The 23,504-nt window shown below is 44.9% G+C and carries 21 protein-coding genes; 18 read left to right on the top strand and 3 right to left on the bottom strand.

The window, feature by feature from the left end; translation table 11 throughout:
* Positions 1 to 239: 239 nt before the first annotated feature.
* Positions 240 to 2,840 carry an aminopeptidase N gene (gene pepN / locus B2P60_RS01650; RefSeq protein WP_286739072.1) on the top strand — a complete coding sequence of 867 codons (2,601 nt, stop codon included), beginning with the start codon at positions 240 to 242 and terminating at the stop codon, positions 2,838 to 2,840.
* 93 nt (positions 2,841 to 2,933) lie between these two features.
* On the opposite strand, the gene B2P60_RS01645 is transcribed toward pepN, so the two are convergent.
* Positions 2,934 to 4,016: a 3-deoxy-7-phosphoheptulonate synthase gene (locus B2P60_RS01645; RefSeq protein WP_193006943.1), complete on the bottom strand. Its 1,083-nt coding sequence runs from the start codon at positions 4,014 to 4,016 to the stop codon at positions 2,934 to 2,936.
* A gap of 504 nt (positions 4,017 to 4,520) precedes the next feature.
* Between B2P60_RS01645 and lpxB the strand changes: the two genes are divergently transcribed.
* Both lpxB and B2P60_RS01635 read left to right on the top strand, forming a co-directional pair.
* The gene (gene lpxB, locus B2P60_RS01640) at positions 4,521 to 5,828 is read left to right on the top strand and encodes a lipid-A-disaccharide synthase (protein WP_286739068.1); all 1,308 of its coding nucleotides are present in this window, start codon (positions 4,521 to 4,523) and stop codon (positions 5,826 to 5,828) included.
* Between the two features lie 104 nt (positions 5,829 to 5,932).
* On the top strand, positions 5,933 to 6,790 hold the full coding sequence (locus tag B2P60_RS01635; protein ID WP_286739066.1) for a ribonuclease HII: 858 nt from the start codon (positions 5,933 to 5,935) through the stop codon (positions 6,788 to 6,790).
* A gap of 129 nt (positions 6,791 to 6,919) precedes the next feature.
* On the opposite strand, the gene B2P60_RS01630 is transcribed toward B2P60_RS01635, so the two are convergent.
* Positions 6,920 to 7,585: a DUF924 family protein gene (locus B2P60_RS01630; RefSeq protein ID WP_414706615.1), complete on the bottom strand. Its 666-nt coding sequence runs from the start codon at positions 7,583 to 7,585 to the stop codon at positions 6,920 to 6,922.
* Between the two features lie 90 nt (positions 7,586 to 7,675).
* Between B2P60_RS01630 and B2P60_RS01625 the strand changes: the two genes are divergently transcribed.
* From B2P60_RS01625 to radA, 15 genes are all read left to right on the top strand, one after another.
* Entirely contained in the window at positions 7,676 to 8,908 is a 1,233-nt protein-coding gene (locus tag B2P60_RS01625) for a carboxynorspermidine decarboxylase (protein WP_286739065.1), read from the top strand.
* Between the two features lie 275 nt (positions 8,909 to 9,183).
* Positions 9,184 to 10,458: a saccharopine dehydrogenase family protein gene (locus tag B2P60_RS01620; RefSeq protein ID WP_286739062.1), complete on the top strand. Its 1,275-nt coding sequence runs from the start codon at positions 9,184 to 9,186 to the stop codon at positions 10,456 to 10,458.
* A 245-nt stretch (positions 10,459 to 10,703) separates the two neighbouring features.
* Complete coding sequence (locus B2P60_RS01615) at positions 10,704 to 11,519, top strand: PhzF family phenazine biosynthesis protein (RefSeq protein WP_193006938.1); 816 nt, start codon at positions 10,704 to 10,706, stop codon at positions 11,517 to 11,519.
* Between the two features lie 6 nt (positions 11,520 to 11,525).
* Positions 11,526 to 11,858, top strand: coding sequence for a YnfA family protein (locus B2P60_RS01610; RefSeq protein WP_286739060.1), 333 nt, complete (start codon positions 11,526 to 11,528; stop codon positions 11,856 to 11,858).
* A gap of 164 nt (positions 11,859 to 12,022) precedes the next feature.
* Positions 12,023 to 12,625 carry a 6-pyruvoyl trahydropterin synthase family protein gene (locus B2P60_RS01605; protein WP_286739058.1) on the top strand — a complete coding sequence of 201 codons (603 nt, stop codon included), beginning with the start codon at positions 12,023 to 12,025 and terminating at the stop codon, positions 12,623 to 12,625.
* Positions 12,618 to 13,142: a tRNA (adenosine(37)-N6)-threonylcarbamoyltransferase complex ATPase subunit type 1 TsaE gene (gene tsaE / locus B2P60_RS01600; protein WP_286739056.1), complete on the top strand. Its 525-nt coding sequence runs from the start codon at positions 12,618 to 12,620 to the stop codon at positions 13,140 to 13,142. The genes B2P60_RS01605 and tsaE overlap by 8 nt, the downstream gene beginning before the upstream one ends.
* A gap of 49 nt (positions 13,143 to 13,191) precedes the next feature.
* Positions 13,192 to 14,961 carry a DNA mismatch repair endonuclease MutL gene (gene mutL, locus B2P60_RS01595; RefSeq protein ID WP_286739055.1) on the top strand — a complete coding sequence of 590 codons (1,770 nt, stop codon included), beginning with the start codon at positions 13,192 to 13,194 and terminating at the stop codon, positions 14,959 to 14,961.
* 70 nt (positions 14,962 to 15,031) lie between these two features.
* The gene (gene miaA, locus B2P60_RS01590) at positions 15,032 to 16,231 is read left to right on the top strand and encodes a tRNA (adenosine(37)-N6)-dimethylallyltransferase MiaA (protein ID WP_286739052.1); all 1,200 of its coding nucleotides are present in this window, start codon (positions 15,032 to 15,034) and stop codon (positions 16,229 to 16,231) included.
* Between the two features lie 403 nt (positions 16,232 to 16,634).
* Positions 16,635 to 17,165, top strand: a complete 531-nt coding sequence (gene hfq / locus B2P60_RS01585; RefSeq protein ID WP_193006932.1) for an RNA chaperone Hfq — start codon at positions 16,635 to 16,637, stop codon at positions 17,163 to 17,165.
* Positions 17,166 to 17,422: 257 nt separating this feature from the next.
* Entirely contained in the window at positions 17,423 to 18,415 is a 993-nt protein-coding gene (locus B2P60_RS01580; RefSeq protein ID WP_286739047.1) for a KpsF/GutQ family sugar-phosphate isomerase, read from the top strand.
* A 44-nt stretch (positions 18,416 to 18,459) separates the two neighbouring features.
* On the top strand, positions 18,460 to 19,026 hold the full coding sequence (locus B2P60_RS01575; protein ID WP_286739044.1) for a KdsC family phosphatase: 567 nt from the start codon (positions 18,460 to 18,462) through the stop codon (positions 19,024 to 19,026).
* Positions 19,023 to 19,607, top strand: coding sequence for an LPS export ABC transporter periplasmic protein LptC (gene lptC, locus B2P60_RS01570; RefSeq protein ID WP_193006929.1), 585 nt, complete (start codon positions 19,023 to 19,025; stop codon positions 19,605 to 19,607). The genes B2P60_RS01575 and lptC overlap by 4 nt, the downstream gene beginning before the upstream one ends.
* Positions 19,608 to 19,800: 193 nt before the next feature.
* Positions 19,801 to 20,289, top strand: a complete 489-nt coding sequence (gene lptA, locus B2P60_RS01565) for a lipopolysaccharide transport periplasmic protein LptA (RefSeq protein WP_198333784.1) — start codon at positions 19,801 to 19,803, stop codon at positions 20,287 to 20,289.
* 84 nt (positions 20,290 to 20,373) lie between these two features.
* Entirely contained in the window at positions 20,374 to 21,153 is a 780-nt protein-coding gene (gene lptB / locus B2P60_RS01560) for an LPS export ABC transporter ATP-binding protein (RefSeq protein ID WP_198333721.1), read from the top strand.
* A gap of 251 nt (positions 21,154 to 21,404) precedes the next feature.
* Complete coding sequence (radA, locus tag B2P60_RS01555; protein ID WP_193006927.1) at positions 21,405 to 22,841, top strand: DNA repair protein RadA; 1,437 nt, start codon at positions 21,405 to 21,407, stop codon at positions 22,839 to 22,841.
* 126 nt (positions 22,842 to 22,967) lie between these two features.
* Here radA and B2P60_RS01550 read toward each other — a convergent pair.
* Positions 22,968 to 23,504: IS3 family transposase (locus B2P60_RS01550; RefSeq protein WP_286739039.1), on the bottom strand; the 537-nt coding region annotated here is incomplete at its 5' end.

Raw genomic sequence — 23,504 nt, 5'->3', positions numbered from 1 at the left:
AAAGGCTAACGCTTTTAGAATCCCACCCTTGAGCTGTGCGAAAGTGGTGGGAGTGTGTCAAAAGTTTATGGGCTATAGGTTTATTGATAATCCATCGTCTTAAAAATTTGCTTAAAGTTTTGTTCATTGCCGTTAGCGCTAATGGCGCTCACCATACTACCCAACTATTTATGTCATAAATAATAATAGGAATTTATATGTCTACTGCTGAAACCGATGCTCAAATTATTAATCCTGAAATGCCCGATGTACCACCGCATGCCCCGCATAAAATTAACTTAAAAGATTATCAAAAGCCAAGTTTTGATGTGGCAACCGTTGATTTAGACATTAAGCTGTTTGAAGCGTATGCGCAGGTAGACAGTACGCTACAAATGGTACGCCAAACAGCCGGAGATCTCGTGTTATTTGGCGAAGATTTAGAGCTGCTGGCCATTAGTATGAATGGCGACCAACTGGCTATTGGAGACTATCAGCAAGAAGCGGGTAAGCTCACGATAGTTAACGCACCTGACCAAGTGACGTTAGAGATTCAAGTACGCATCTGCCCGCAAACCAACACCGCACTTGAAGGTTTTTATATGGCGGGTAGTGGTGATGATACGATGTTTGTCACCCAGTGTGAGCCAGAAGGTTTTCGGAAGATTACTTTTTATCCAGACCGCCCTGATGTGCTGGCCATATTTACCACGCGTCTTGAGGCGGATAAGCGCTATCCGACGCTATTGGCCAATGGTAACTTAGTCGAAGCCGGTGAAGTGGCGGACGAGCCAAGTCGTCACTATGCGATTTGGCATGATCCAACTAACAAGCCAAGTTATCTGTTTGCCTGTGTGGTCGCTGATTTAGATGTGTTGACAGACGTTTATACCACCAGCGAAGGTCGAGAGGTTGCGCTTGAGCTGTATGCGAAGTCTGCCGATATTGATAAATGTGATGTCGGTATGCAAGCCTTAAAAGACGCCATGGAATGGGATGAGGTTAATTATGGCCGAGCCTATGATTTAGATCGCTATATGATCGTCGCGGTCAGCCAATTTAATATGGGCGCGATGGAGAACAAGGGGCTTAATATTTTTAATACCGCTTGCGTGTTGTCGAGTCCAGAGACGACGACCGATGCGCGTAGCTTCAGCGTCAAAGCCATTATTGCTCACGAATACTTTCATAACTGGACGGGCAATCGCATCACTTGTCGGGATTGGTTCCAGCTATGTTTAAAAGAAGGGTTTACGGTTTACCGTGACCAATCGTTTTCAGCGGATCAGCAGTCGAGTGCTGTACAGCGGATCGATGATGTTGCCACCTTGCGTGCCCATCAGTTTTCTGAGGATGCAGGGCCACTTGCGCATCCTGTGCGTCCTGAGAGCTTCGTTGAGATCAATAATTTTTATACGACGACGGTTTATGAGAAAGGCGCTGAAATCGTACGCATGATTGCCAATACCTTGGGGCCAGACGATTTTCGCAAGGGAACAGACGAGTACTTCCGCCGTTATGATGGGCAAGCTGTGACCGTTGAGGACTTTTTATCGGCGCTCAGTATTACTGATGATAAAATAGAGGAGTTCATCGATTGGTATCGCCAACCAGGCACACCAGTCGTCTCAGGTCACCAAGATTATGATGATGCGGCGCAAACGTTAACCATTACATTGAGTCAGCAAACACGTCACGTGAGCGGTTTTGAGGCACCAAAACCCTTGCCAATTCCAGTAGCGACGGCGCTGTTTGACAAGGACTCTGGTGACATTGTGGCTGAACGTATGCTGCTGCTAGATGAAGCCACGCAAACCTTTGTTTTTGAAGGGGTAGCTAGCGACCCTGTGGTGTCATTGCTGCGTGACTTTAGCGCACCTGTGCAACTGAATTATGATTATCAGGACGAAGATTTGGCATTTTTGCTGAAACATGAGACCAATGGTTTTAACCGCTGGCAAGTCACCCAAATGCTCGTTAATCGTATTTTGTTGCAAGGTCAAGGTACAAAGAGCAGCCCTGATATATATTTGCAAGCGTTGGCGCAAACATTACCCGTATTAGCAGCTGATGATGCGATGTTGGCTGCGCGCTTGCTTGATATTCCATCAGCACAGGAGCTGGCGTCTGCCATTCATAAAGACTATGATCCAGAGTTGATTAAAGCGCAGCGTGAAGGCTTGTATCAACAAGTGGCAGAGGCGCTACAAGATCAGTGGGCAGCGCTTTATAAACAATTGCCAATGCAATCTTATGACGATAGCGCTGACGCTCGCGGCACACGTGCCCTACGCAACGTCGTATTGGACATGGCCCTGACGGCTAACGTCAAGGGCGCAGTAGAGTGGGCTCAGCAGCAGTATGACAATGCCAGCTGTATGACCGAACGCTTTGGCGCATTGAAAGCCATGGTCAATCACCAAGTGGCAAATGCTAGTGAGTATTTGACGGACTTTTATACACGCTTTCAAGCGAATGACTTGGTCATTGACTTATGGTTTAGCGTGCAAGCGTCTGCTGATAATGTGAGTACCGAGGTTATCCAAGCATTGCTTGAGCATGAAGACTTTGATTGGAACACACCCAATCGCGTGCGTTCAGTCATTAGCGCCTTTAGTTCACAGCCTACGGTACTATGGACACAAGAAGGTCTGGACATTTATACCAGCGTGATTAAAAAGCTGGACGATGCCAATCCCGTATTGGCCTCACGCTTATTACAAGTGCTGGCACGATGGAACACATTGGCTGAGCCACGTCGTCAAATGGCGCATGATAAGCTCGTAGATTTGCAGAAGCACGCTGCCTCTAAACACGTACTTGAAAGTTTGGATAGTGTACTAAAGGCGGAAAATGGTTAATGCCTAGAAGACTTACTGATCAGATACTCCATAAAAAGCCCGNNCGGGCTTTTTATGGAGTATCTGATGGCGCTGACTTGTAGCCAATCTAGCTTAACGATTTGGCAATACGTCTTTGACCATATCACGTAGTTTGTGTAGCGCCGTGACGGTACTGTCCCAATCTAAGCAACCATCGGTGATGGATTTACCATACTCAAGCTGGCTTAAATCAGCCGTTAGCTTTTGATTGCCACCTTTTAGATGACTTTCAATCATCATGCCGATAATGGATTTATTACCGTTTTGGATTTGTTCTGCGACATTATTGATGACCATAGGTTGCAGATAAGGATCTTTACCTGAGTTGGCATGGCTCGAGTCAATCATGATTTTGCTATTGGTTTTGCCTTTTGCTAGCTCGTTTTCAGCTTGTGCAACGGCTGTTTCATCATAGTTAGGTTTGCCGTTGCCGCCGCGTAGCACCACGTGAGCGTAAGGGTTGCCTTTAGATTTGATGATAGAGACCTTGCCATCTGCTGACAGACCTAGGAAACTATGGCCTTCTTTGACTGCTTGCATGGCATTGACGGCCACTGTCATACCGCCATCGGTACCATTTTTAAAGCCAACTGGGCACGATAAGCCCGAACTCATTTCACGATGCGTTTGGCTCTCAGTGGTACGGGCGCCAATCGCTGACCAGCTAATCAAATCTTGCATGTATTGTGGGGTGTTAGGGTCTAAGGCTTCGGTTGCACAAGGCAAGCCTTTTTCATTTAAATCCAGCAACAACTTACGAGCAGTACGCAGACCTTTTTCGATATCGAAGCTGTCATTCATATCAGGGTCATTAATCATACCCTTCCAGCCAACAGTCGTACGGGGCTTTTCAAAATAAACGCGCATCACGACAAAGACACTGTCTTCGATTTCTTTGGCTAACACGGCCAAACGATCGGCATATTCGTGGGCGGCTTTGATATCATGAATAGAACAAGGGCCAATGACTACAAACAGTCGCTTATCTTTACCATCCAAGATGTCCTGAATCGTGTTGCGACCTTTTAGAACCGTGTTATACGCTTTTTCTGATAAAGGCAGCTCGGTTTTTAGCTCAGCGGGAGTGATCAAAGGAATGAACTTTTCAATATTCACGTCGTCAATATCTGCATTATGGGTAACTGATGTTGTCATGGTTATATATCATCTAGCTGATTTATAGGAATATTCATTATGCGGACAAAAGTGTTGGTTGACAAGGGCAGTCGCGCAGTTAATTGACTGCTAACTGGAATATCGAAACCAAAACTTAGTTATAATTAAGGGCGTTAACGCATAAACGTAACGGACTGATTGCGGTTTTTAGGCTGAAAATTTTGCTGACGATAGTGGATTCACTTTAAAAAGGTAACCATTCTGCTGGTAAGGATTTTAGAAGCATCTGTCATGCTTGCGAACCGCCAGCGAGGAAAATTTATACTAGTAGAATACCATTCACGGATGTATCACTTTTATTCTGAACTGACTATACGATGACCTATCAGCCACCTTACATAGGTCAAGGGTTAAAAAATCTATAGGCGGATTTAGCTATTTTTGTCATCGTCACGTATGATGACGACATAAACGTTATAATCTAAATAACATAAGTAACATAAATTTTGTACTCATTGTAATTTTGAATATTGAGAGCTTGTCATGACCGATTCTGATACCTTTGATAAACATACTGATTTAACCGGCGAGACAGCGACTCTCCCTCAATTGCTCCAATCAAAAGATACACCGCTCGTCATAGGTATCGTCGCTGGTGAAGTGTCGGGTGACAGTTTGGGCGCATACTTTATGCAGCAGATGAATAATCTACGTGATGACATTGTCTGGGTGGGTGTGGGCGGCACTAAGATGCAAGCGCAAGGACTGCAAAGTATTTTTCCGTTAGCGCGTCTGGCAGTGATGGGTTTGGTGGAAGTCATGGCGCAACTGCCCGATTTACTCAAAGCCCGCCGTGAGCTATTAACGGCGTTTGATGCGGCTGATATTGATTGGTTTATTGGTATTGATGCGCCCGATTTTAATCTACGAGTGTCTAAGAAGCTAAAGCCCCAAGGCATATTTTGTGTGCAGTATGTTAGTCCCTCTATTTGGGCATGGCGTGAGTCACGTATTCATAATATTAAAGCGGCGACCAATCTGGTGTTGTGCTTGTTCCCGTTTGAGCTGTCAGTTTATGAGCGCCATAACCATCCAGCGATCTGTGTCGGTCATCCGCTACTTCGTACTATTGATCAAACCTTGTTAGACACGCCTATCAATCAGCGCCGTAGCGAGCTGGTCTGGCACAATGACGGCTTGCAGCAGTTTTTTATTGAACGGTTTGATGACGTCAGCCAGCTAATTTGTGTGATGCCAGGCTCACGGCGCGGCGAAATCACAGCGATTTTGCCGTTGATGCTGGATGGTATCCAAAAGCTTATATTGTTAGACCCAAAGCTGTGTTTTATCATTCCTACCGTTGATCAAAACCATCAATATATCGTCCAAGATGTCATTGATCGACGCTCAGAGCAGCTGCGTGCCGCTATCGCTGTGGTCTATGATGATAGTCAGCCAACCTTTAGTCAGCAGGCGATGGCGGCCTCTGATGTCGTTATGCTGGCCTCTGGTACGGCAACGTTAGAAGCGATGTTACTTGAGCGACCGATGGTGGTGGTTTATCAGTTAAACCAAATGACCTATCAAATTGCGAAGCGCTTGGTAAAAGTGCCTTATGTTGCATTGCCCAATATTTTAGCTGACACAGCGATCGTCCCTGAACTTATTCAAGAACAGGCGAGTGGTGATAACATTTGCCGTACGGTCATGCGCTTAATGCAGCCCCGTGCCTACGCTGAGCAATTAAAAGACCTAGTAGCCACAAAACAACTACTACAACAGCAAAGTAACCACGACCCTGCTCATAGCGTGATTGAGCAATGGTTTATTCAAGGTGGTCATAAAGCCTAATGTGCAATGGCACATAATCTATTCCGTTCTACTAATAAACGCTTGTTCTATGAATAAAAAGACACCCCAACGCTATGAGTAATCCGCCCTTGATAGAAAATTGTATGACACCAATTGACGTTAGTATTGAGCAAGTTGACATCAAAGGACAATATGTCCAACTGGCAGCGCCCATCCACTTGTCGGGTCAACTGAATATCTCTGAGCTGCGCGCTCAGTATTTAGTCAATCCAGAAGAGAGCGGGGAGCAAACACCGCTACAGGTTGGCGTTGATGAAGCAGGGCGCGGACCGCTATTAGGTAGTGTCAATGTGGCTGCTGCTATATTACCTTCGGCGTGGTCAGGATTGATTGAGAGGCAGCCCCTCAAAAATACGCCATTGTCTATACTGACGGACTCTAAGCAGTTGAGTGAAAAAAAGCGTGATGTTCTTTATCCCTTGGTTCAGCAGCACGCTATTGGCTGTGTCGTCGCTGAGATACCAGCTGCGGTGATTGATCAGGTCAATATCTTGCAAGCGACGATGCTTGGCATGCGTTTATGTACGGAAGTGTTGTTGGAGGAAATCGTCACGCATCTTATTACGAATAGGATCGAAACCAGTCATACAGCGTCTCAAATGAAACGCCATGCTCAAATTCAGGTACTGTATGACGGCAATCGTTGCCCTGATTTAGATTATGCCCTGCTTGATGAAATAGGCATAAAAAAATCGGCTATTGATTGCCAAGCTTGGGTGAAGGGTGACGCGCGTCATACCAGTATTGCAGCTGCCAGTATCTTGGCAAAAGTAAGTCGCGATAAAACCATGTATGTCCTTGATGCCGAGCACCCAGAATATGGCATTGCCAAACACAAAGGTTATCCGACACGGGCACACATGGAAGCCATTGGGACGTATGGCGTACTAACTGCGCACAGACGTAGTTTTGCGCCCGTAAGAAAGGCGCTTGAAAACTAACGTCAAATTGATGTTGGTTCTTTTTTAAATAGCCTAAGTAGCTACTTTAATTGTTAAAGCAAATACAGCCAGCTATCAATATATCAATAGCGCGGAATTTTTAATAATCTTATCCTCGTAATTACAAGACTAAAACGACGAGTCTGGCTGCTGTAAGAAGGCTTCTTCTTCGTCAGTTGACTCGCGGTCCAACGTGTCATTACGATGAGGATAACGTCCAAACTGCTCGATAATATCTTTGTGACGGTGTTCAAAGTCCAGCGTTACAGCGTCTTGTAGCTGCTCAAACAGGGGCAGATACCGCTCATGAATCCACAGTGATTCTGAGTGCATAAACGGCATGATGATAAACTGGCGCCACTCCATCGGTAGTGTATCAAAATGCGGCTGTTGGACAGCTTCTTGTGCCAATACTACTGCCATATTGTCTTGCGCAAAGGCACACGCTTGACCGCGATGTAGGTTACGTGAAAACTGATCTAAGACAATAATTTCTGCTAAGCGCCCAGCCAAAGCGGTGATTGAGCTGTTACTGTCTTTTGAGACTTCTGCGTTGCGCCAAGTTACGCACTCACCCTGTTTTGCCGCCTGCCAAATTGTGCCAAATTTATCATGTATCTGCTGATCAAATTGATCATTTTTGGCAAACCAATATGGTTCATTGTCTTTATCAAACCAAAAATCCAAGACCGCCCGAGCATCAGGATTCAGATGGTCTAAAGGAATGTTTTTTGGATCAATTTGCGATAAATTTTCTTGACTGCTGGCGGTGGAATAATCAGTTGATAATGACATAACATATTCTAATTATGATGGATTTAGTCTACTATAGCGCAAATATTTATGTCTGTCATGACGCCGACAGCGACTATTAGGTAACCTATTATGAATCCAAAAAACTCAGTAAACACCCCTCGTTTATCATTGCCGGCAACGCCTTATTATCTACTGGATGAGGCGGCAATCGTTGCCAATATGCAGATTATCGCTCGCCTGTGCGAGCTGTCAGGCGCTAAAGCACTGCTGGCGCTCAAATGTTTTGCCACGTGGGGCGTGTTTGATGTTATGAGTCCCTTTTTGCACGGCACGACCTCCTCTTCATTAAATGAAGTACGTTTGGGTCATGAGACCTTTGGTAATAATACCAATAATGAAGGCGAAGAGCGTGGCCAAAATAAAAAAGAAACGCATGCGTATAGTGTCGCGTATAGCGCAGATGAAATTCCTGAAGTACTGAGCTATGCCGATAAAATTATCTTTAACTCAATCTCGCAATTGCACGCTTTTAAAGATCAAGCTGCGGCGCAAAATATACCAATAGGTCTGCGACTGAACCCTAAAACCAGCAATTCGTCATTCATCATTGCTGATCCTGCTCGTCCTTTTAGCCGTCTGGGTGAGCACAACAAAGATAAGATTAAAGCGGTGCTTGGTGATATTACGGGTGTGATGATTCATAACAACTGCGAGAATGACAGTTTTGAGGCTTTTAGCAAGAGCTTGGCCGATATTGAAGACAGATTTGGTGATGTTTTGCAGCAGCTTGACTGGGTCAGTTTGGGCGGCGGCATTCACTTTATCGCTCCTGACTATCCGCTAGAGAAACTTGCTAAAAGATTAAAAGATTTTAGCGAAACCTATGGCGTGCAGGTCTACCTTGAACCGGGGGAGGCGAGTATCCATGGTGCGGGCTCACTGATCACTACCGTGTTAGACACCATGCACAACGACAAGAACTTGGCTGTCGTTGATGCCTCTATTGAGGCGCACATGCTTGATTTGCTGATTTATCGCGAGTCCGCCCCCATTGCTGCGATTAACGAAGAAGCGATGAGTATCTCACCTGTCGATATGAATAAGACAGCGGATGTATCAGACAATACAATCATCTATGGTCGCTCTTGTTTGGCAGGGGATATCTTTGGTGAATATGCCTTACCCGCTAACTTGCAAATAGGCGATAAAATCGCGTTTGGCAATGCGGCAGGCTATACCATGGTTAAGAAAAACTGGTTTAACGGGGTCAACATGCCGGCAATTGTTATCCGTCGCCTAGATGGCAGCCTTGATATTCAGCGCGAATTTAATTATCAAGACTATAAAGCCAGTTTGTCTTAGTATTCAGCTTTCATAGTTTTTTACCTATTAAAAACAAAGGTTTAGGATTAATGAAGGGTGGATGTAATGCAGGTGTCTTTTCTGCATTATTTTTTACCGATAAGGGAATAAAAATTGTTATAATCGCGTCGGGCAAATACGAGAGGGTTATTTGCTCGACGGGTGCGTGGGTTTTCCTCGGTCTTCCTTTTTAATTCACGCATATCATTCACTCGTTTCTGTTTTGCATAGCCGCAATCAATGGTATCGACAGGGACACAAAGGAGGATTGTTCATTGAACACAAACCAACAAATTAAGCCCAACAAAAAAGACGTACTGATCATCGGAGCAGGCGGTGTCGCTCAAGTAGTCGCGCATAAGTGTGCGATGCATAATGATGTGCTTGGCGAGATTCATATCGCCTCACGTACGCAAGACAAGTGCGATGCCATCGCTCAAAGTGTGAAAGAGAAAAATAGCTTCAAAGAGCCTGCCGTGTTGCACACGCATCAAGTTGATGCGATGGACACCGAAGCGCTAATAAGTCTGATTCAAGACACAGGTATTCAAATCGTCATTAATGTCGGTTCGGCATTTATCAATATGACGGTACTAGAAGCTTGTATCGAGACAGGCGCGGCGTATATTGATACCGCTATCCATGAAGATCCACGCAAGATTTGTGAGACGCCGCCATGGTATGGTAATTATGAATGGCAACGTCGCGATCGCTGTGCGGATAATAATGTCACGGCTATCTTAGGCGCAGGCTTCGATCCTGGTATGGTCAATGCGTATGCACGTCTTGGCTATGACATGATGGATGCAGGCTCGGTGACGGACATTGACATCATTGATATTAATGCTGGCAGTCACGGGAAATATTTCGCCACCAATTTTGATCCTGAGATTAACTTCCGTGAATTTACCGGTACGGTTTACTCGTGGCAGGACAGCAAGTGGCAGTCTAATAAGATGTTTGAAGTCAAACGTACTGACGATTTGCCAGTGGTTGGTGTGCAAAACAGCTACCTAAGTGGTCATGATGAAGTGCATTCCTTGTCAGCTAATTTGGATGTGCCAAACATTCGTTTTTGGATGGGCTTTGGTGAGCACTATATCAATGTCTTTACCGTGCTACAAAACCTAGGGTTATTGTCTGAGCAGCCTGTGATGACCGCTGAAGGCCAAGAAGTGATTCCGTTAAAAGTCGTCAAAGCAGTACTACCAGACCCAAGCTCGCTGGCACCGAACTACACTGGCAAGACCTGCATCGGTGACAAGGTGAAAGGCAAGATTAATGGCGTTGAGACTGAGGTGTTTATCTATAATGTCTCCGACCATAAAGACGCTTATAATGAGGTTGGTAGCCAAGGTATCTCTTATACCGCAGGCGTGCCACCTGTCGCCGCTGCCATGCTCGTCGCGACTGGCGAGTGGGATGCAGGTAAGATGGTCAACGTCGAAGAGCTTGATGCCAAGCCCTTTATCAATCTGCTCAATAAGATTGGCTTGCCAACGCGTATCAAAGACAGCGAAGGTGATAGAGCACTTGAGTTTGATATTTAAGTAAAATTGTCTTAGGTATAAAAAAGCCTATCTGTTATGGATAGGCTTTTTTCTTGGCTGATAGTATTCGAATATCACCCCTCACTAGGATTATAATTTTTCAATGCGGCATGATTGTGTTTTTGCTACTATCTATCATCAGTCCAGTGAAGACTATTGTTATCGTAAACTTTTTGTCTATAAGTTCACCAGCTCCCCAGTAATAACTCATATCACACTACAAACAATTAAAACGAGACTATCAAATGCAATTAGAAGTTAATGTCATCGATGCCTTTACTGACACTGTGTTTAAAGGCAACTCTGCTGCGGTTATTATCACAGATGGTTGGTTAAGTGATGATTTAATGCAGTCTATTGCTTTTGAAAACAATCTGTCTGAAACCGCTTTTATCGTTGCTGATGACGATAAAGGAATCTATCACATTCGCTGGTTTTCACCCTCCACCGAGATTGCTTTTTGCGGTCATGCGACGTTGGCATCAGCCTTTGTTTTGTTTAAGAAGAACCCTACGGCGGCGTCTATCAAGTTTTCGGCCAAAGCGGTTGGTATTTTGACAATCGTACAAACAGAGACTGGAAAAATCCAAATGGACTTCCCAAACAAGATGCCTGAAAAAGTTGATAGCATTCCTGATAGTCTATTATCTGGCCTTTCTGTTGTGCCTGTTGATGTTTACAGAAATAATCAAGCGTACTTTGTCATTTATAACGCTGAGTCGGATGTGTTAAACGTCGTTCGGGATAATGAGAAGATAAAGCAGCTAGCGCCTTACGATGTGGTTGTGACTTGTCAGGCTAAATCTACTGAATACAAAAACTATGATTTTATTTCACGTTATTTTTGGCCAGCGAATGGTGGCGATGAAGATCCCGTAACTGGGTCGGTACATACTGGACTTGCACCGTTATGGGCCGAGCGTTTGGAGAAAAATGAGTTGGTTGCGTATCAAGCCTCAAGTCGAGGCGGGGTTCTAGACTGTGCGGTTGTAGGCGATAGAGTGTTTATTTCTGGCAACGCCGTACAGTATCTGACGGGTGTTATCACAGTTGAGGAGTAATCGGCTTTGCCTGAGTTAAAGACAGTTGGACTTTTTGCATTGACGGCACTAGCAGAGATTGTCGGTTGTTATCTGCCTTATCTATGGCTGCGAGAAGGTAAGTCTATATGGCTACTGATACCTGGCGCGCTTAGTTTGGCGGCATTTGTCTGGCTGCTGACATTGCATCCAACCGCGGTAGGCAGAGTGTATGCCGCTTATGGTGGGGTGTATGTCGTTATGGCAATTATTTGGCTATGGACGGTCAATGGTATTCGGCCAACCACCTGGGACATATTAGGCTCTGCGGTAGCACTGCTTGGCATGGCGATTATTATGTTCGCGCCGCGCAGTACCTAGTTTAAAAGATAAGTCTGGTTGATACGTTCAATCAATACGCGTATTCATAAGTGCTTACTTACGGATACACGGCGATTTGCTATAATAAACAACAAGCCGATGAGTAGAGGCGGCCAACTCTTATTTAGCACAAAGATGCTTACTGTTCTGGTTGATTGATTATTATGCGTATCCGTAAACTGTTTAAGTTTGAAAATGCTCACATCGTTCGTAACTGTAGCTCTGAGCGCTGCAAACACTCTATCCATGGTCACAGCTATCAGATTGAGCTGATTCTTGAGGCTAAGCGCTTAGATCATGGGCAGATGGTCTATGATTTTGGTCTGTTAAAATCCTCGATTAAAGACATTATTGATAGCTTTGATCATGCCATCTGTTTTTGGAGTAAAGACGATCCTGAGTATATCGCAGCTTGTAAGAAATTCAGTGCACGCTGGATAAGCTTACCCGTGTCACCATCAGCAGAGCAGTTTTCACGAGTGATATTCTTTTGGGCACAAGAAATTCTAAAACAAACCCAAATGCAAAACGGTGAGACAGACGTTAGCGTTTATTCGGTAATTGCACACGAAACCGCAACGGGTTATGCCCAGTGCTTTGCTGATGATGTTGCCAATGAGCAAATGGGCAAACTGACTTTAGAGGAATTTGCATTTAGCGAGCAAGTTTGTGCGGAGTGGCATGATCCTGAGCTATATGCCAAGTTGATTCGCGGTGAGCGTTTTGTGAACCCATCAGTGACCATGCAGGTGCAGCCAGATGCCTAACAACAGTTTAAAAGACGAAAGCAGCTTGCAAACACTGACACTGCATTCTGAAGACGATACAAAAGCCTTGGCTAGCCAGTTGGCCGCTTTGTCCTTGAGCGGTAGTGTCTGGCTGGCAGGAGATTTGGGTGCAGGTAAGACCACCCTGACGCGCTATTGGTTACAGGCGCTGGGACATAAAGATGCGGTAAAAAGTCCAACTTATACGTTGGTTGAGCCTTATAGTATTCTGCAAGAGGATGGTACAACCAAGCCCGTCTATCATGCTGATTTATATCGCCTGCAAGATCCAGAAGAGCTGTCTTTTATAGGGTTTGATGAGTATCTGGATGAGCCAAATGCACTGGTCATCATTGAATGGCCAAGTCGTGCAGACAGTTATCTACCACCGCCGATTTTGTTTATTGATATGACTCAAGGTGATGACGAGAATGGTAAAGAAGCCCGTCAAATTACACTGCGACTATCGAAAGTAGGGCAAGCGCAAGGGCTAGATCTGTCAGCGCTCCATATTTAGTTTTTATCAAAAATAAGGCGCAATATACCGAAACACATGATATTTATAGATGCCCACTAACCACTCTGATACACGCATAAAAAAACTATCGCCGCTGCTTATCAATCAATTAGCCGCTGGTGAGGTCGTCACGCGTCCAGCAGCGGTGGTCAAAGAGTTACTTGAAAACGCTATCGATGCGGGTGCTACTAATATTGAGGTTCATATTACTCAAGGTGGTATGGGCATGATTGAGGTAGGGGACAATGGGGTTGGTATCCACCCCGATGATATGGTGATGGCGATTACCCGTCATGCCACCAGCAAAGTCGCTGATGTGGCCAATCTGCATGGCATTATGACGTTGGGTTTTCGCGGCGAGGCATTAGCAGCAACGGCAGCTGTTTCTCGTTTGACGCTGACTAGTAGCCACGATAACAGTGGGATTGGCCGCCAATTACAGGTTGCTGGCGTGTTGGATGAGACGCCCACACTGTTACCCGTGGTGCACAATCGTGGCACGACGATTACGGTAAGAGATTTGTATTTTAATGTGCCCGCACGCCGAGGCAACTTGAAGTCTATTGCCACCGAATTTGGCCACATTGAAACGATTGTTCGTGAGGTAGCATTAGCACGAGCAGACATCACCCTCATGCTCTTTCACGATAATAAAAAAAGACTGTCACTATCTGCTGGTACCACCCATAACGAACATAATAACCGTCTGTCTTTAGCGCGCCTTGAGCAGGCGATAGGTAGCGCTTTGACAAAGAACGCGATTGAAGTAGCGGTTGACTTATCTAGCCTAACCCAGCCATTATCAGAGTATGACAACAATAAAAGCGCTAATCACCCCGCAGGTATTAGTGGTTGGTTATGGCCTATGCGTGACCAAAAAGAGAGCCTGCCAAAGTTGATCTATGTAAATGGTCGGCTGGTGAAAGAAGCGTTAATCAGCAATCAGCTCCGCCAATTGGCTCAAGGCGCGCAGCTCACTGGCATGGGTTATGCGCTCTATTTTGATATGCCCACTCATTGGCTTAACATCAATGTGCACCCATCCAAACAACGCATTAAAATAAGTCCGCTCAATAATGTCATGGCACATTTAAACCATGCGCTTCGTTCAAAGTTGAAAGCGTTCAGTGCGACAGAAATGGCGGTTCAGCCAGAGACAACATTACCCAACCGTCATGTGTCTACCAGTAAATCACTTGATACAACCTTGCCCAAGACTTCTGCTATCCACAGTTTCGTCCAAAGCGGTCAAGTACAGTCGCCTAAACGCCGCTATCAGCCGTCAGCCACTACGCAGTTATCTGAGGGTGAAGCAGTAGCCGATTTTGAGGCGCCTTCATATCAAAAGATGACGACCGCGCGTGCCGCCACTCCAACTGATTTGAACGATTCATTGATAGAAACAATAGGCGTACACTGTTTAGATATCATTGCTAGCTTGGATGAATCAGTGTCTGAGCCTCTTATGAAGGAGGACAATGAAGGTGAAAAGACGCGCCCATGGCTATTGTTTTATAGTGAAGGACAGTGCCTACTCATTAGTGCAGACGTTTGGCGATTGAAGGTCAGTGGGTTGTTTGAATCCCGTGTGTTTAGTAACAGGGTAGTGAGTAACGAGATATTTAAAAAAGATAAAATGTCCAATAGTGTGAATGGTGCTAGAGAGATTAATCGGCAGCTTGCCATCGTAAGCGCGCAAATGTCAGGACAAGATTTGAGGGCGTTTAACACAGACATTAAAGAGCTGTTGTTTAAGCATGCCATTAAAAACATAGACAGCAATCGATTGGTAGCGCTCATGCTGTCAGACACGCACTAAATGCTCTTAAGCGCGTCTCTAGATCAGTTTCTATTTACTCCACAATATAAATAATATGAAAGGCAATCCCATGAGACAGTCGTCTGATAGCTTATCTCATCATATGGCGGAGAACAGTGTGGTGTGTTTGATGGCACCCACCGCCAGTGGTAAAACCGCTTTGGCTTATGAGTTATATGATACAGGGCGTTATGAGCTAATATCCGTAGATTCGGCGCTGATATATCGTGATATGAATATCGGTACGGCCAAACCGACGGCCGCTGAGCTTGAGCGTTACCCCCATCATTTAGTCGATATTGTTGACCCCATGCAAAGCTATAGTGTTGCTGAGTTCGTCAGTGATGTTGCGCGCCTGATTGATGACTGCCACCACAATGGCAAGATTCCCTTGCTTGTGGGCGGTACTATGATGTATTACATGGCGCTACTTGACGGGCTGTCGCCTGTGCCTGATAGTGATGACAGCACTCGTGCACACGTAGAGCAATGGCGACAAGATGAGGGTATCGGTGCGCTTTATGATTATCTTGGTGACGTGGATGCGATCAGCCATCAGCGCCTAAATGCAACCGATACCCAGCGTATTACTCGTGCGGTTGAAGTCTATTTGCAAACAAGAACCCCCATAAGTGACTGGCAGCGTCAACCAAAACGCGCGTTAGCACACAATCCCAATCAGCAGTGGCATGCCTTAGCGGTGATGCCTGATCGTCCATGGCTGCATGAGCGTATTGAGCAGCGTTTAGATATCATGTGGTCTGAAGGGTTGGTGGCGGAGGTCATACGCCTACTTGAACAATATCCGTTAACGCCTAACTTACCTTCTATGCGCTGCGTTGGCTATCGGCAAGTATTAGAGTATCTAGTACACATTAAACACCCCATATTTGAACAACCCCATCTAGATAAAGCTCAATTTTATAACGCGTTTGGGGAGCTTGAAGGGTCAATAAATAAAAAAATAAAACCAAGCAGTACGCTTGATCTACAAGCTCAGTCAATGATGTCTGACAGTCAGACCGAGGCCCTTGCTTGTCAGCAAATGCAAAATAAGGCATTATATGCTACAAGGCAGCTGGCAAAGCGCCAGTACACTTGGTTACGAAAAATAATCCAACTGCCTAGTCCTAGTGCTGCCGTAGAAGTCACAAAGCTATCTGATATATCCAGTAATGACAGCTCTAGTAATGAAAGCCACGCTATAAACAGAGCTTTGTCGATACAGGAAGTTAGTACGATGGAGCAGGCAAGAGCGCATCTACAATAAAAGCCAGTGACCGTTAAAGCCGAGTATATAAAGATTGTGATGTAAAAAGTGCTTTATAAACCCATAAGAAATTAATGACAATTAGTTTCAAAGTATAATGTAGACAACTGCTATAATTCCAATCTATTAAAGTAGTTGGCCTGATGTCAGATCAGCTATTTTCTAGTCATTATTAATTGACGTTTGTTGATAAAATAGCTAATGAAACAAGTAGTTACTTAATCATTTACAATAATAACGTATTCACGATAAAGTGGACTGCCTTAAGAACAATAAGTATGTATTTAGATACGTTTTAAAAAGAACACTTATTATTGTATCTATCTTTAGCCAGTATAATTAAATGACCACTTAAAATAATTGGCGCTTAAAATATAATTATATAATATTTAGGAGAGATTTCATGTCAAAAGGACAAACTTTACAAGATCCGTTCTTGAACTCGCTGCGCAAAGATCGCATTCCTGTTTCTATTTTTTTGGTTAATGGTATCAAGCTGCAAGGTCAGATTGAGTCATTTGATCAGTATGTAGTCTTACTTAAAAACACAGTCAGCCAAATGGTGTACAAACATGCCATTTCCACTGTCGTTCCAGCGCGCAACCCCCGTAGTACGACAACAGGGACTGGCACCCAAACTCAGAGCGCCGCCCCAGCAGGCTATCAAGGTAGTGGTTTTGAGCGTGGTAGCAATCCAGCTGGTACGGGCGGTTTTGAAGATCGTGGTTTTGCCTCTAATCGTAGTGGCTTTAATCGTGGCGGCTTTGGTCAAGGTCAAGAGCGTGGTTTTGAGCGTGGTAGCTTCGGACAAAGTCAGGAACGTGGCTTTGAGCGTGGCGGCTTTGGTCAAGATCGTGGGTTTGAGTCGCCAGTAGAGAGCACTCGCTTTGAAGACAAATCAAGTGACGGCTCTAATGATAACAATGACAGATAATTGAACGCGTAATAGAGGTGCGTTGCATCGTTGAGACATAACTGATTCGATCAAGACCTGCTCTAGAGTAGGTTTTTTTTGTCTAAATGGCTGCAACCGCTCAGCAAGTAACATTTATATCAAGTAACCTTTACATATAATAGTGATCTAATCTTAATCATTGGTCATCTGCTGTATCGTGTACGCAGATTATTATTAATATAAGACAGAGTATAGTAAAATGTTGTCTTGATTCATTATAAAAACAGAGCGAATTCATGAGTAATACCCAAATCAATGTAACCCATGAGCAGTTCATAAGTACCGCCATCGAAGCGATTAATACTGAGATAGCGGCGTTATCGTTATTGACCGAGCAGATAGACGATAGGTTTGCGCAAGCTTGCGATGTGATTTTGGCTTGTCAGGGACGAGTCGTGGTCACTGGTATGGGTAAGTCAGGCTTGATTGGGCGAAAAATAGCCGCGACGTTTGCTTCTACGGGCACGCCCGCTTTTTTTATGCATCCTGGCGAAGCAGGACATGGTGATTTGGGTATGTTGGTAAAGGGCGATGTTTTGCTTGCCATCTCTAACTCTGGTGAGTCAGATGAGATAAAAATGCTATTGCCTGTCGTTAAACGTTTAGATATTCCGCTGATTAGTATTAGCCGTGATAAGCGAGGCATGCTACCACACGCGGCTGACATTGTATTAACCCTTGGTAAATCACAAGAAGCTTGTCCGCTGAACCTTGCGCCAACGTCGAGTACGACGGCGACTTTAGCTCTTGGAGATGCATTAGCTGTGGCCTTGGTGCACGCACGCAACTTTACGTCAGAGGATTTTGCCTTGTCGCATCCAGCAGGTGCATTAGGCCGTCAGCTACTGACACGAGTTGAGGATTTGATGCATACGAAATCTGAAGACTTACCTCTGATTCATCAGCAAGCGCCCTTGCAAGAAGCACTCTTTACTATGTCTGCTGGACGTTTGGGTATGACCGTGGTGACCGATGACAATGAGAAAGTCGTCGGAGTATTTACAGATGGTGACTTACGTCGTGGTTTGGAAAAAGGTATCGACCTGCAAACACCGATGCGTGAAATTATGGTGAGAAATCCGCGCCATGTTAGTAAGACCATGCGCGCCTCAGATGCCCTTAGTGTGATGAATGAAAGTGGGATCAGTCAGTTGTTGATTATTGATGACGAGGGTCGCTTAGAGGCGATCATCACCGTACATGATTTGCTAAAAGCTGGTGTGAAGTAACTATTATTTTAAAAAATAGCCTTTAATATAATAAGAGATAACTGATGCAAGACTTAATAAAAAAAGCGGGACGAGTAAAGCTACTGGTCATGGATGTTGACGGTATTTTATCGAATGGTCAAATTATTTATGACGGCAATGGTATCGAGACCAAAGCATTTTCTGTTCATGATGGCGTTGGGGTGAAATCTTTGGCGCGTTACGGTATCTTGACGGCGATTATTACAGGTCGTCGTAGCGCGATGGTGGATAAGCGCGCCGCAGAAATGGGTGTCGATTATGTGGTACAAGGTCGTGATGATAAGCTTATTGCTTTAAATGAGCTACTGTCTAGCCTTGATCCTGCGCTTAGTATTACGGCAGCTGATTGTGCGTATATGGGTGATGATCTGCCAGATATTAAAGCGATGCAAACGGTAGGATTTGCTGCGACAGTGCCCAATGCGCACGCCGAAGTGATCAAGCGCAGTGACATGGTGACTACCCGTACAGGGGGTACTGGTGCTGTACGCGAAATATGTGATCTGATTCTAAAGGGTCATGGCCACTATCAAGACTTTATCGCGCACCATACGCTTGATGAAGCAAAAACTCAGGATAAATTGTCGTGAATACTCGTGTGTTAATAGTCCTTGCTTTGATTATTGCTGGTATTGCCGGCTGGTTCTTTCAGCAGCAAGGAAAGATATCACCACCAGTAAGCATGGAGACGACGGATGTGGACTATGAAGCCACAGATATCAGTGCGGTACAGACTAACGAGAAAGGTGAGACTGAATATGAGCTGACCGCTGAATCGTTGACGCACAACCCAGAGACCAATTTGGATGAGATGTCAGGGATCACCATGAATTGGGAGCCATCAGCAGAGCAGCGCTATCGTATTGAAGCGGGTAGTGCGGCTATTAGTCAGCAGACGGGTGAGCTTAGCTTGTCAGGTGGTTTTTCACTGGTCAGTGAAGGCAGTAAAAACACGCCAGATATTGAGCCAATAAAAGTGACTGGAAGTACTCTAAAAGGCAATACCAAATCAGGGCAGGTATATAGTGAAGAGCCTGTGAAGATTGAACAAGGGATGAATCGGTTTGAAGCTTCTAGTATGACCGCCAACCTTGAAACAGGGGAGTATGAGTTTGGTCAAGTGGCGGTTGCCTTCACCCCAGCTGACCGTCAAGATAAAGCATTGTTCTGAGCCTAAGTATTCTTACCAAGTCTGTACTTAAAAAGCGTGCTAAAAACAACCGTTAGTATGACGTGTGCAAGCCCTACTACCTATTATAAAACGAGTAACTTTTATGAAATCTAAATTTTTGCTTACTTTGTGCCCATCATTGATACGCTCAAATCTAACGTCGTGTCGCTTACCTCGATTGCACGCGCTGCCGATGGTTATGTTGTTAGCGTTGCCATTGTATAGCCATGCTCTACCGTCAGATGCCAATCAAGAGATTAAGCTGTTGGCGGATAAAGCCACTTATAGTGAGCGTACAGGTATTACCAGTTACTCAGGCAACGTCATTATTACTCAAGGTACGTTTAAGATGACCGCGGATAATATCACGGTCAATTTGTCGCCGCAGCGTAGTATTAATTCGGCCGTCGCGACGGGACGCCCAGCTACTATGCAGCAAGTCGTCACTCAAGAAAAAGGTTTAGCAAAAGGTCAGGCAAATAAAATTGACTATAATGCAGTGACTGGCATCGTGACTCTGACCGGGAATGCTAAGTTGGTGCAAAATGGCGCAAGTTTTGCGGGTAACGTTATTCGTTACAGTCTAAAAGCCGGTGATGTCGAAGCGACTGCTGGTGGTAATCAGCGTGTAGAGTTGGTCTTTCCACCCAGTAATAGTAGTAGCCAAAAGAGCATACGTTAAAAACCCAGTTGGTAAGTGATTAATAGACAAATAAGACCGTATGAATGTGTCGGTGCTTGAATTTTGCAATAGTATGAGTAAGTTATGAGTGATAATAAAAATATAGACTCCTTAGCAACCAGTAACAATACGGTGCCTGCCGTCCGATTATCGATGCAAAATCTAGGCAAACGCTATGGTAAACGCTGGGTAGTTAAGGATGTTTCTTTCTCTGTTGAGCAAGGTCAAGTTGTTGGGCTGTTAGGGCCAAATGGTGCCGGTAAAACGACCAGCTTTTATATGGTGGTTGGGTTGGTTAATATGGATAAGGGACGTGTGACCTTAGGGAAGATGGACTTGTCAAAATATGCGATGCATGAGCGTGCTCGGGCCGGTATTGGTTATTTGCCGCAAGAAGCCTCTATTTTTCGTAAGTTATCTATCGAAGACAATATTTTGGCTATTTTGGAGACTCGTCAAGAATTGAGTAAGCGCGAACAGCGGCAAGAGCTTGAAAAATTAATTGGTGAGTTCCATTTAGAGCATGTCAGAAAATCTCAGGGTATGAGTGTGTCAGGTGGTGAGCGTCGTCGTTGTGAGATTGCTCGTGCCTTGGCAGCTGACCCCAAGTTTATCTTGTTAGACGAGCCTTTTGCGGGTGTTGATCCTATCTCTGTTGGCGATATCAAAGATGTTATTTTGACCCTTAAAAATCGTGGTATTGGTGTGCTGATTACGGATCATAATGTTCGTGATACATTGGCTATTTGTGAGAAAGCTTATATTGTCTCAGAAGGCGCCATTATTGCTGAGGGAACTTCATCTGAAGTCTTAGAGAATGATCTGGTGAAGTCTGTCTATTTAGGTAAAGATTTTCAAGTATAAGCCTGCCCATCAAAACCGTTCTCACGCTTATATGTATGCTGATAGCTGACATGAGGTTTTAAATTAAGCCTGCACGTTAATGTTAGCTACCATCGTTTTTCTTATGTTCCATGCTTCCCTTTCTATAGAATACAGCCTGTCACCCTGAAGGCTGGTTTATCATACAAACACTTTCAAATTAACATCCATCAAAACATCACGATACTCTACTCATTATTCTTGATTGATCATCTGAATAAGGCTGATATGTTATGGCAAAAAATAAAAGCAGCTATGTCTGCCAACATTGCGGGGCTCATTTTGGTAAATGGGCGGGGCAGTGTACAGACTGCGGAGAATGGAACAGCTTAGTGGAAGCGCCAAATGTCAGTATGCCGCATCATAATAAAAGTACAGCCAAACCTAATGCCAGTCGTGCGACCACTCGTAGTGCTAGTACTCCTGCTGGTAACTATTCTGGTACGCACAGTGCCGTCATGCCGCTCAATGCGGTCAGTGTAACGCTCGACACACGCTTGCCAACGGGTATCAGTGAATTTGATCGGGTACTTGGTGGTGGATTGGTTGCGGGTTCCGTGGTGCTAATAGGGGGTGATCCTGGTATTGGTAAGTCGACCATCTTGTTGCAGACAGCGACCAATATGGCACGTGCTGATTCATTGGCAGGTAGCGCGTTGTATGTGACGGGTGAAGAGTCACTTGCACAAGTTGCCATGCGTGCTAAGCGCTTAGATTTGCCTGCTGATAGGCTTCGAGTGCTGGCAGAAACCAATGTCGAGACTATTTGTGCCGCGCTGACTCAAGAGCAGCCCGCCATTGCTATTATTGACTCTATTCAGACTATTTATACGGATGCGATTAATTCGGCGCCAGGCGGTGTCAGTCAAATTCGAGAGTCGGCTGCGATTTTGACCCGCTATGCAAAGCAAACAGGCACAGCGCTGTTTTTAGTGGGTCATGTCACTAAAGAAGGCACGTTAGCAGGTCCTCGCGTGCTTGAACATATGGTCGATACAGTACTGTACTTTGAAGGTCAATCAGACTCTCGTTTTCGGATGATTCGTGCGGTCAAGAACCGGTTTGGGGCAGTTAACGAGCTAGGTATCTTTGGCATGACTGATATGGGGCTCAAAGAAGTCGCTAATCCATCGGCTATATTTTTAAGCCGCTATGATAAGCCTGTTGCAGGCTCCGTTGTTATGGTTAGCCGTGAAGGTACCAGGCCGTTACTGGTCGAGGTACAAGCGTTAGTTGATGATTCTCAAGGGCAACCAAGACGGATGGCCCTAGGCCTAGACTTTCAACGCTTATCCATGCTCTTGGCAGTGATGCATCGCCACGGTGGTATCCATACCAGTGGGCAGGATGTATACGTCAACGTGGTTGGCGGTGTTAAGGTCATTGAGACAGGATCGGATTTAGCCGTATTACTGGCCTGTGCGTCAAGTATTAAAGAGAGGGCATTACCGTCTTCATTGGCTGTATTCGGTGAAGTCGGGTTGTCAGGTGAGATTCGCCCAGTACCCAACGGTCAGGAGCGCTTAAAGGAAGCCATGAAGCATGGATTTAAACACGCCATTATCCCAAAGGCCAATGCGCCTGCTAAGGACTCGCCCCAGTTTAAAGGGATTAATGTGATTGCCGTTGAACGTCTTGATGATGCGATTGAAAGCGCGTTTGAATTATAAAGTATACGGCTTCCATTCAGACTATGATTCGCTGTGTCAAAATGTTTAAGCCTACAGGTCTAATAAACGTTAAGTCCTAAAAAAGCGCCTAACTTGAACTGACCCCCAAAACTTGGACGGTTTAGTTTACCCCAAGGACTGAATTCTGTATTGCACAGGACTCAGTCCTTTTAGTTTCAATTGAATACGCTCATGGTTGTAATAATGAATGTACTCATGGATTTGTTGCTCTAACTGCTCAATCGTTTTTGGTTTCTCAATGTAAATAGTCTCGCACTTTAATGTACCGAAGAACCCCTCCATCAGCGCATTATCCAAGCAATTGCCTTTTCTACTCATGCTTTGCTTAATGCCATTCTGTTTAAGCGTCGTGCTAAACGGTTTCATTTGATAATGCCATCCTTGATCTGAATGCAGCATTAACCTCTTATCCCGACACGTTTTAGTTTTTGTTAATGCACAATCTAGCATTTGACTCACCAAATCATAAGTTGGCCTTCTTGAGAGCGTATAACTGACAATCTCATTGTTATAACAATCAAGTATGGGTGATAAATACAACTTATGATCACCGACCTTAAACTCAGTAATATCTGTAAGCCAGCGCTTATGTGGCCCATCTGCATGAAACTGACGCTGTAAATGATTCTTCGCGATCTTGCC

The organism is Psychrobacter sp. UBA3068, assembly GCF_002366815.1.
Taxonomy (GTDB): domain Bacteria; phylum Pseudomonadota; class Gammaproteobacteria; order Pseudomonadales; family Moraxellaceae; genus Psychrobacter; species Psychrobacter namhaensis.
Note: the sequence above shows the minus strand (reverse complement) of the source record. Positions and strands in the feature narration are given on the sequence as shown.

Bases quoted from the DNA above. Each gene is read 5' to 3' on its own strand.
- B2P60_RS01615 (WP_193006938.1), top strand. From the start codon at position 10,704: ATGCAATTAGAAGTTAATGTCATCGATGCCTTTACTGACACTGTGTTT.
- B2P60_RS01625 (WP_286739065.1), top strand. From the start codon at position 7,676: ATGAATCCAAAAAACTCAGTAAACACCCCTCGTTTATCATTGCCGGCA.
- hfq (WP_193006932.1), top strand. From the start codon at position 16,635: ATGTCAAAAGGACAAACTTTACAAGATCCGTTCTTGAACTCGCTGCGC.
- lptA (WP_198333784.1), top strand. From the start codon at position 19,801: ATGGTTATGTTGTTAGCGTTGCCATTGTATAGCCATGCTCTACCGTCA.
- B2P60_RS01605 (WP_286739058.1), top strand. From the start codon at position 12,023: ATGCGTATCCGTAAACTGTTTAAGTTTGAAAATGCTCACATCGTTCGT.
- pepN (WP_286739072.1), top strand. From the start codon at position 240: ATGCCCGATGTACCACCGCATGCCCCGCATAAAATTAACTTAAAAGAT.
- tsaE (WP_286739056.1), top strand. From the start codon at position 12,618: ATGCCTAACAACAGTTTAAAAGACGAAAGCAGCTTGCAAACACTGACA.
- B2P60_RS01630 (WP_414706615.1), bottom strand. From the start codon at position 7,585: ATGTCATTATCAACTGATTATTCCACCGCCAGCAGTCAAGAAAATTTA.
- B2P60_RS01580 (WP_286739047.1), top strand. From the start codon at position 17,423: ATGAGTAATACCCAAATCAATGTAACCCATGAGCAGTTCATAAGTACC.
- B2P60_RS01635 (WP_286739066.1), top strand. From the start codon at position 5,933: ATGACACCAATTGACGTTAGTATTGAGCAAGTTGACATCAAAGGACAA.
- lpxB (WP_286739068.1), top strand. From the start codon at position 4,521: ATGACCGATTCTGATACCTTTGATAAACATACTGATTTAACCGGCGAG.
- B2P60_RS01575 (WP_286739044.1), top strand. From the start codon at position 18,460: ATGCAAGACTTAATAAAAAAAGCGGGACGAGTAAAGCTACTGGTCATG.
- lptB (WP_198333721.1), top strand. From the start codon at position 20,374: ATGAGTGATAATAAAAATATAGACTCCTTAGCAACCAGTAACAATACG.
- mutL (WP_286739055.1), top strand. From the start codon at position 13,192: ATGCCCACTAACCACTCTGATACACGCATAAAAAAACTATCGCCGCTG.
- radA (WP_193006927.1), top strand. From the start codon at position 21,405: ATGGCAAAAAATAAAAGCAGCTATGTCTGCCAACATTGCGGGGCTCAT.
- B2P60_RS01645 (WP_193006943.1), bottom strand. From the start codon at position 4,016: ATGACAACATCAGTTACCCATAATGCAGATATTGACGACGTGAATATT.
- miaA (WP_286739052.1), top strand. From the start codon at position 15,032: ATGAGACAGTCGTCTGATAGCTTATCTCATCATATGGCGGAGAACAGT.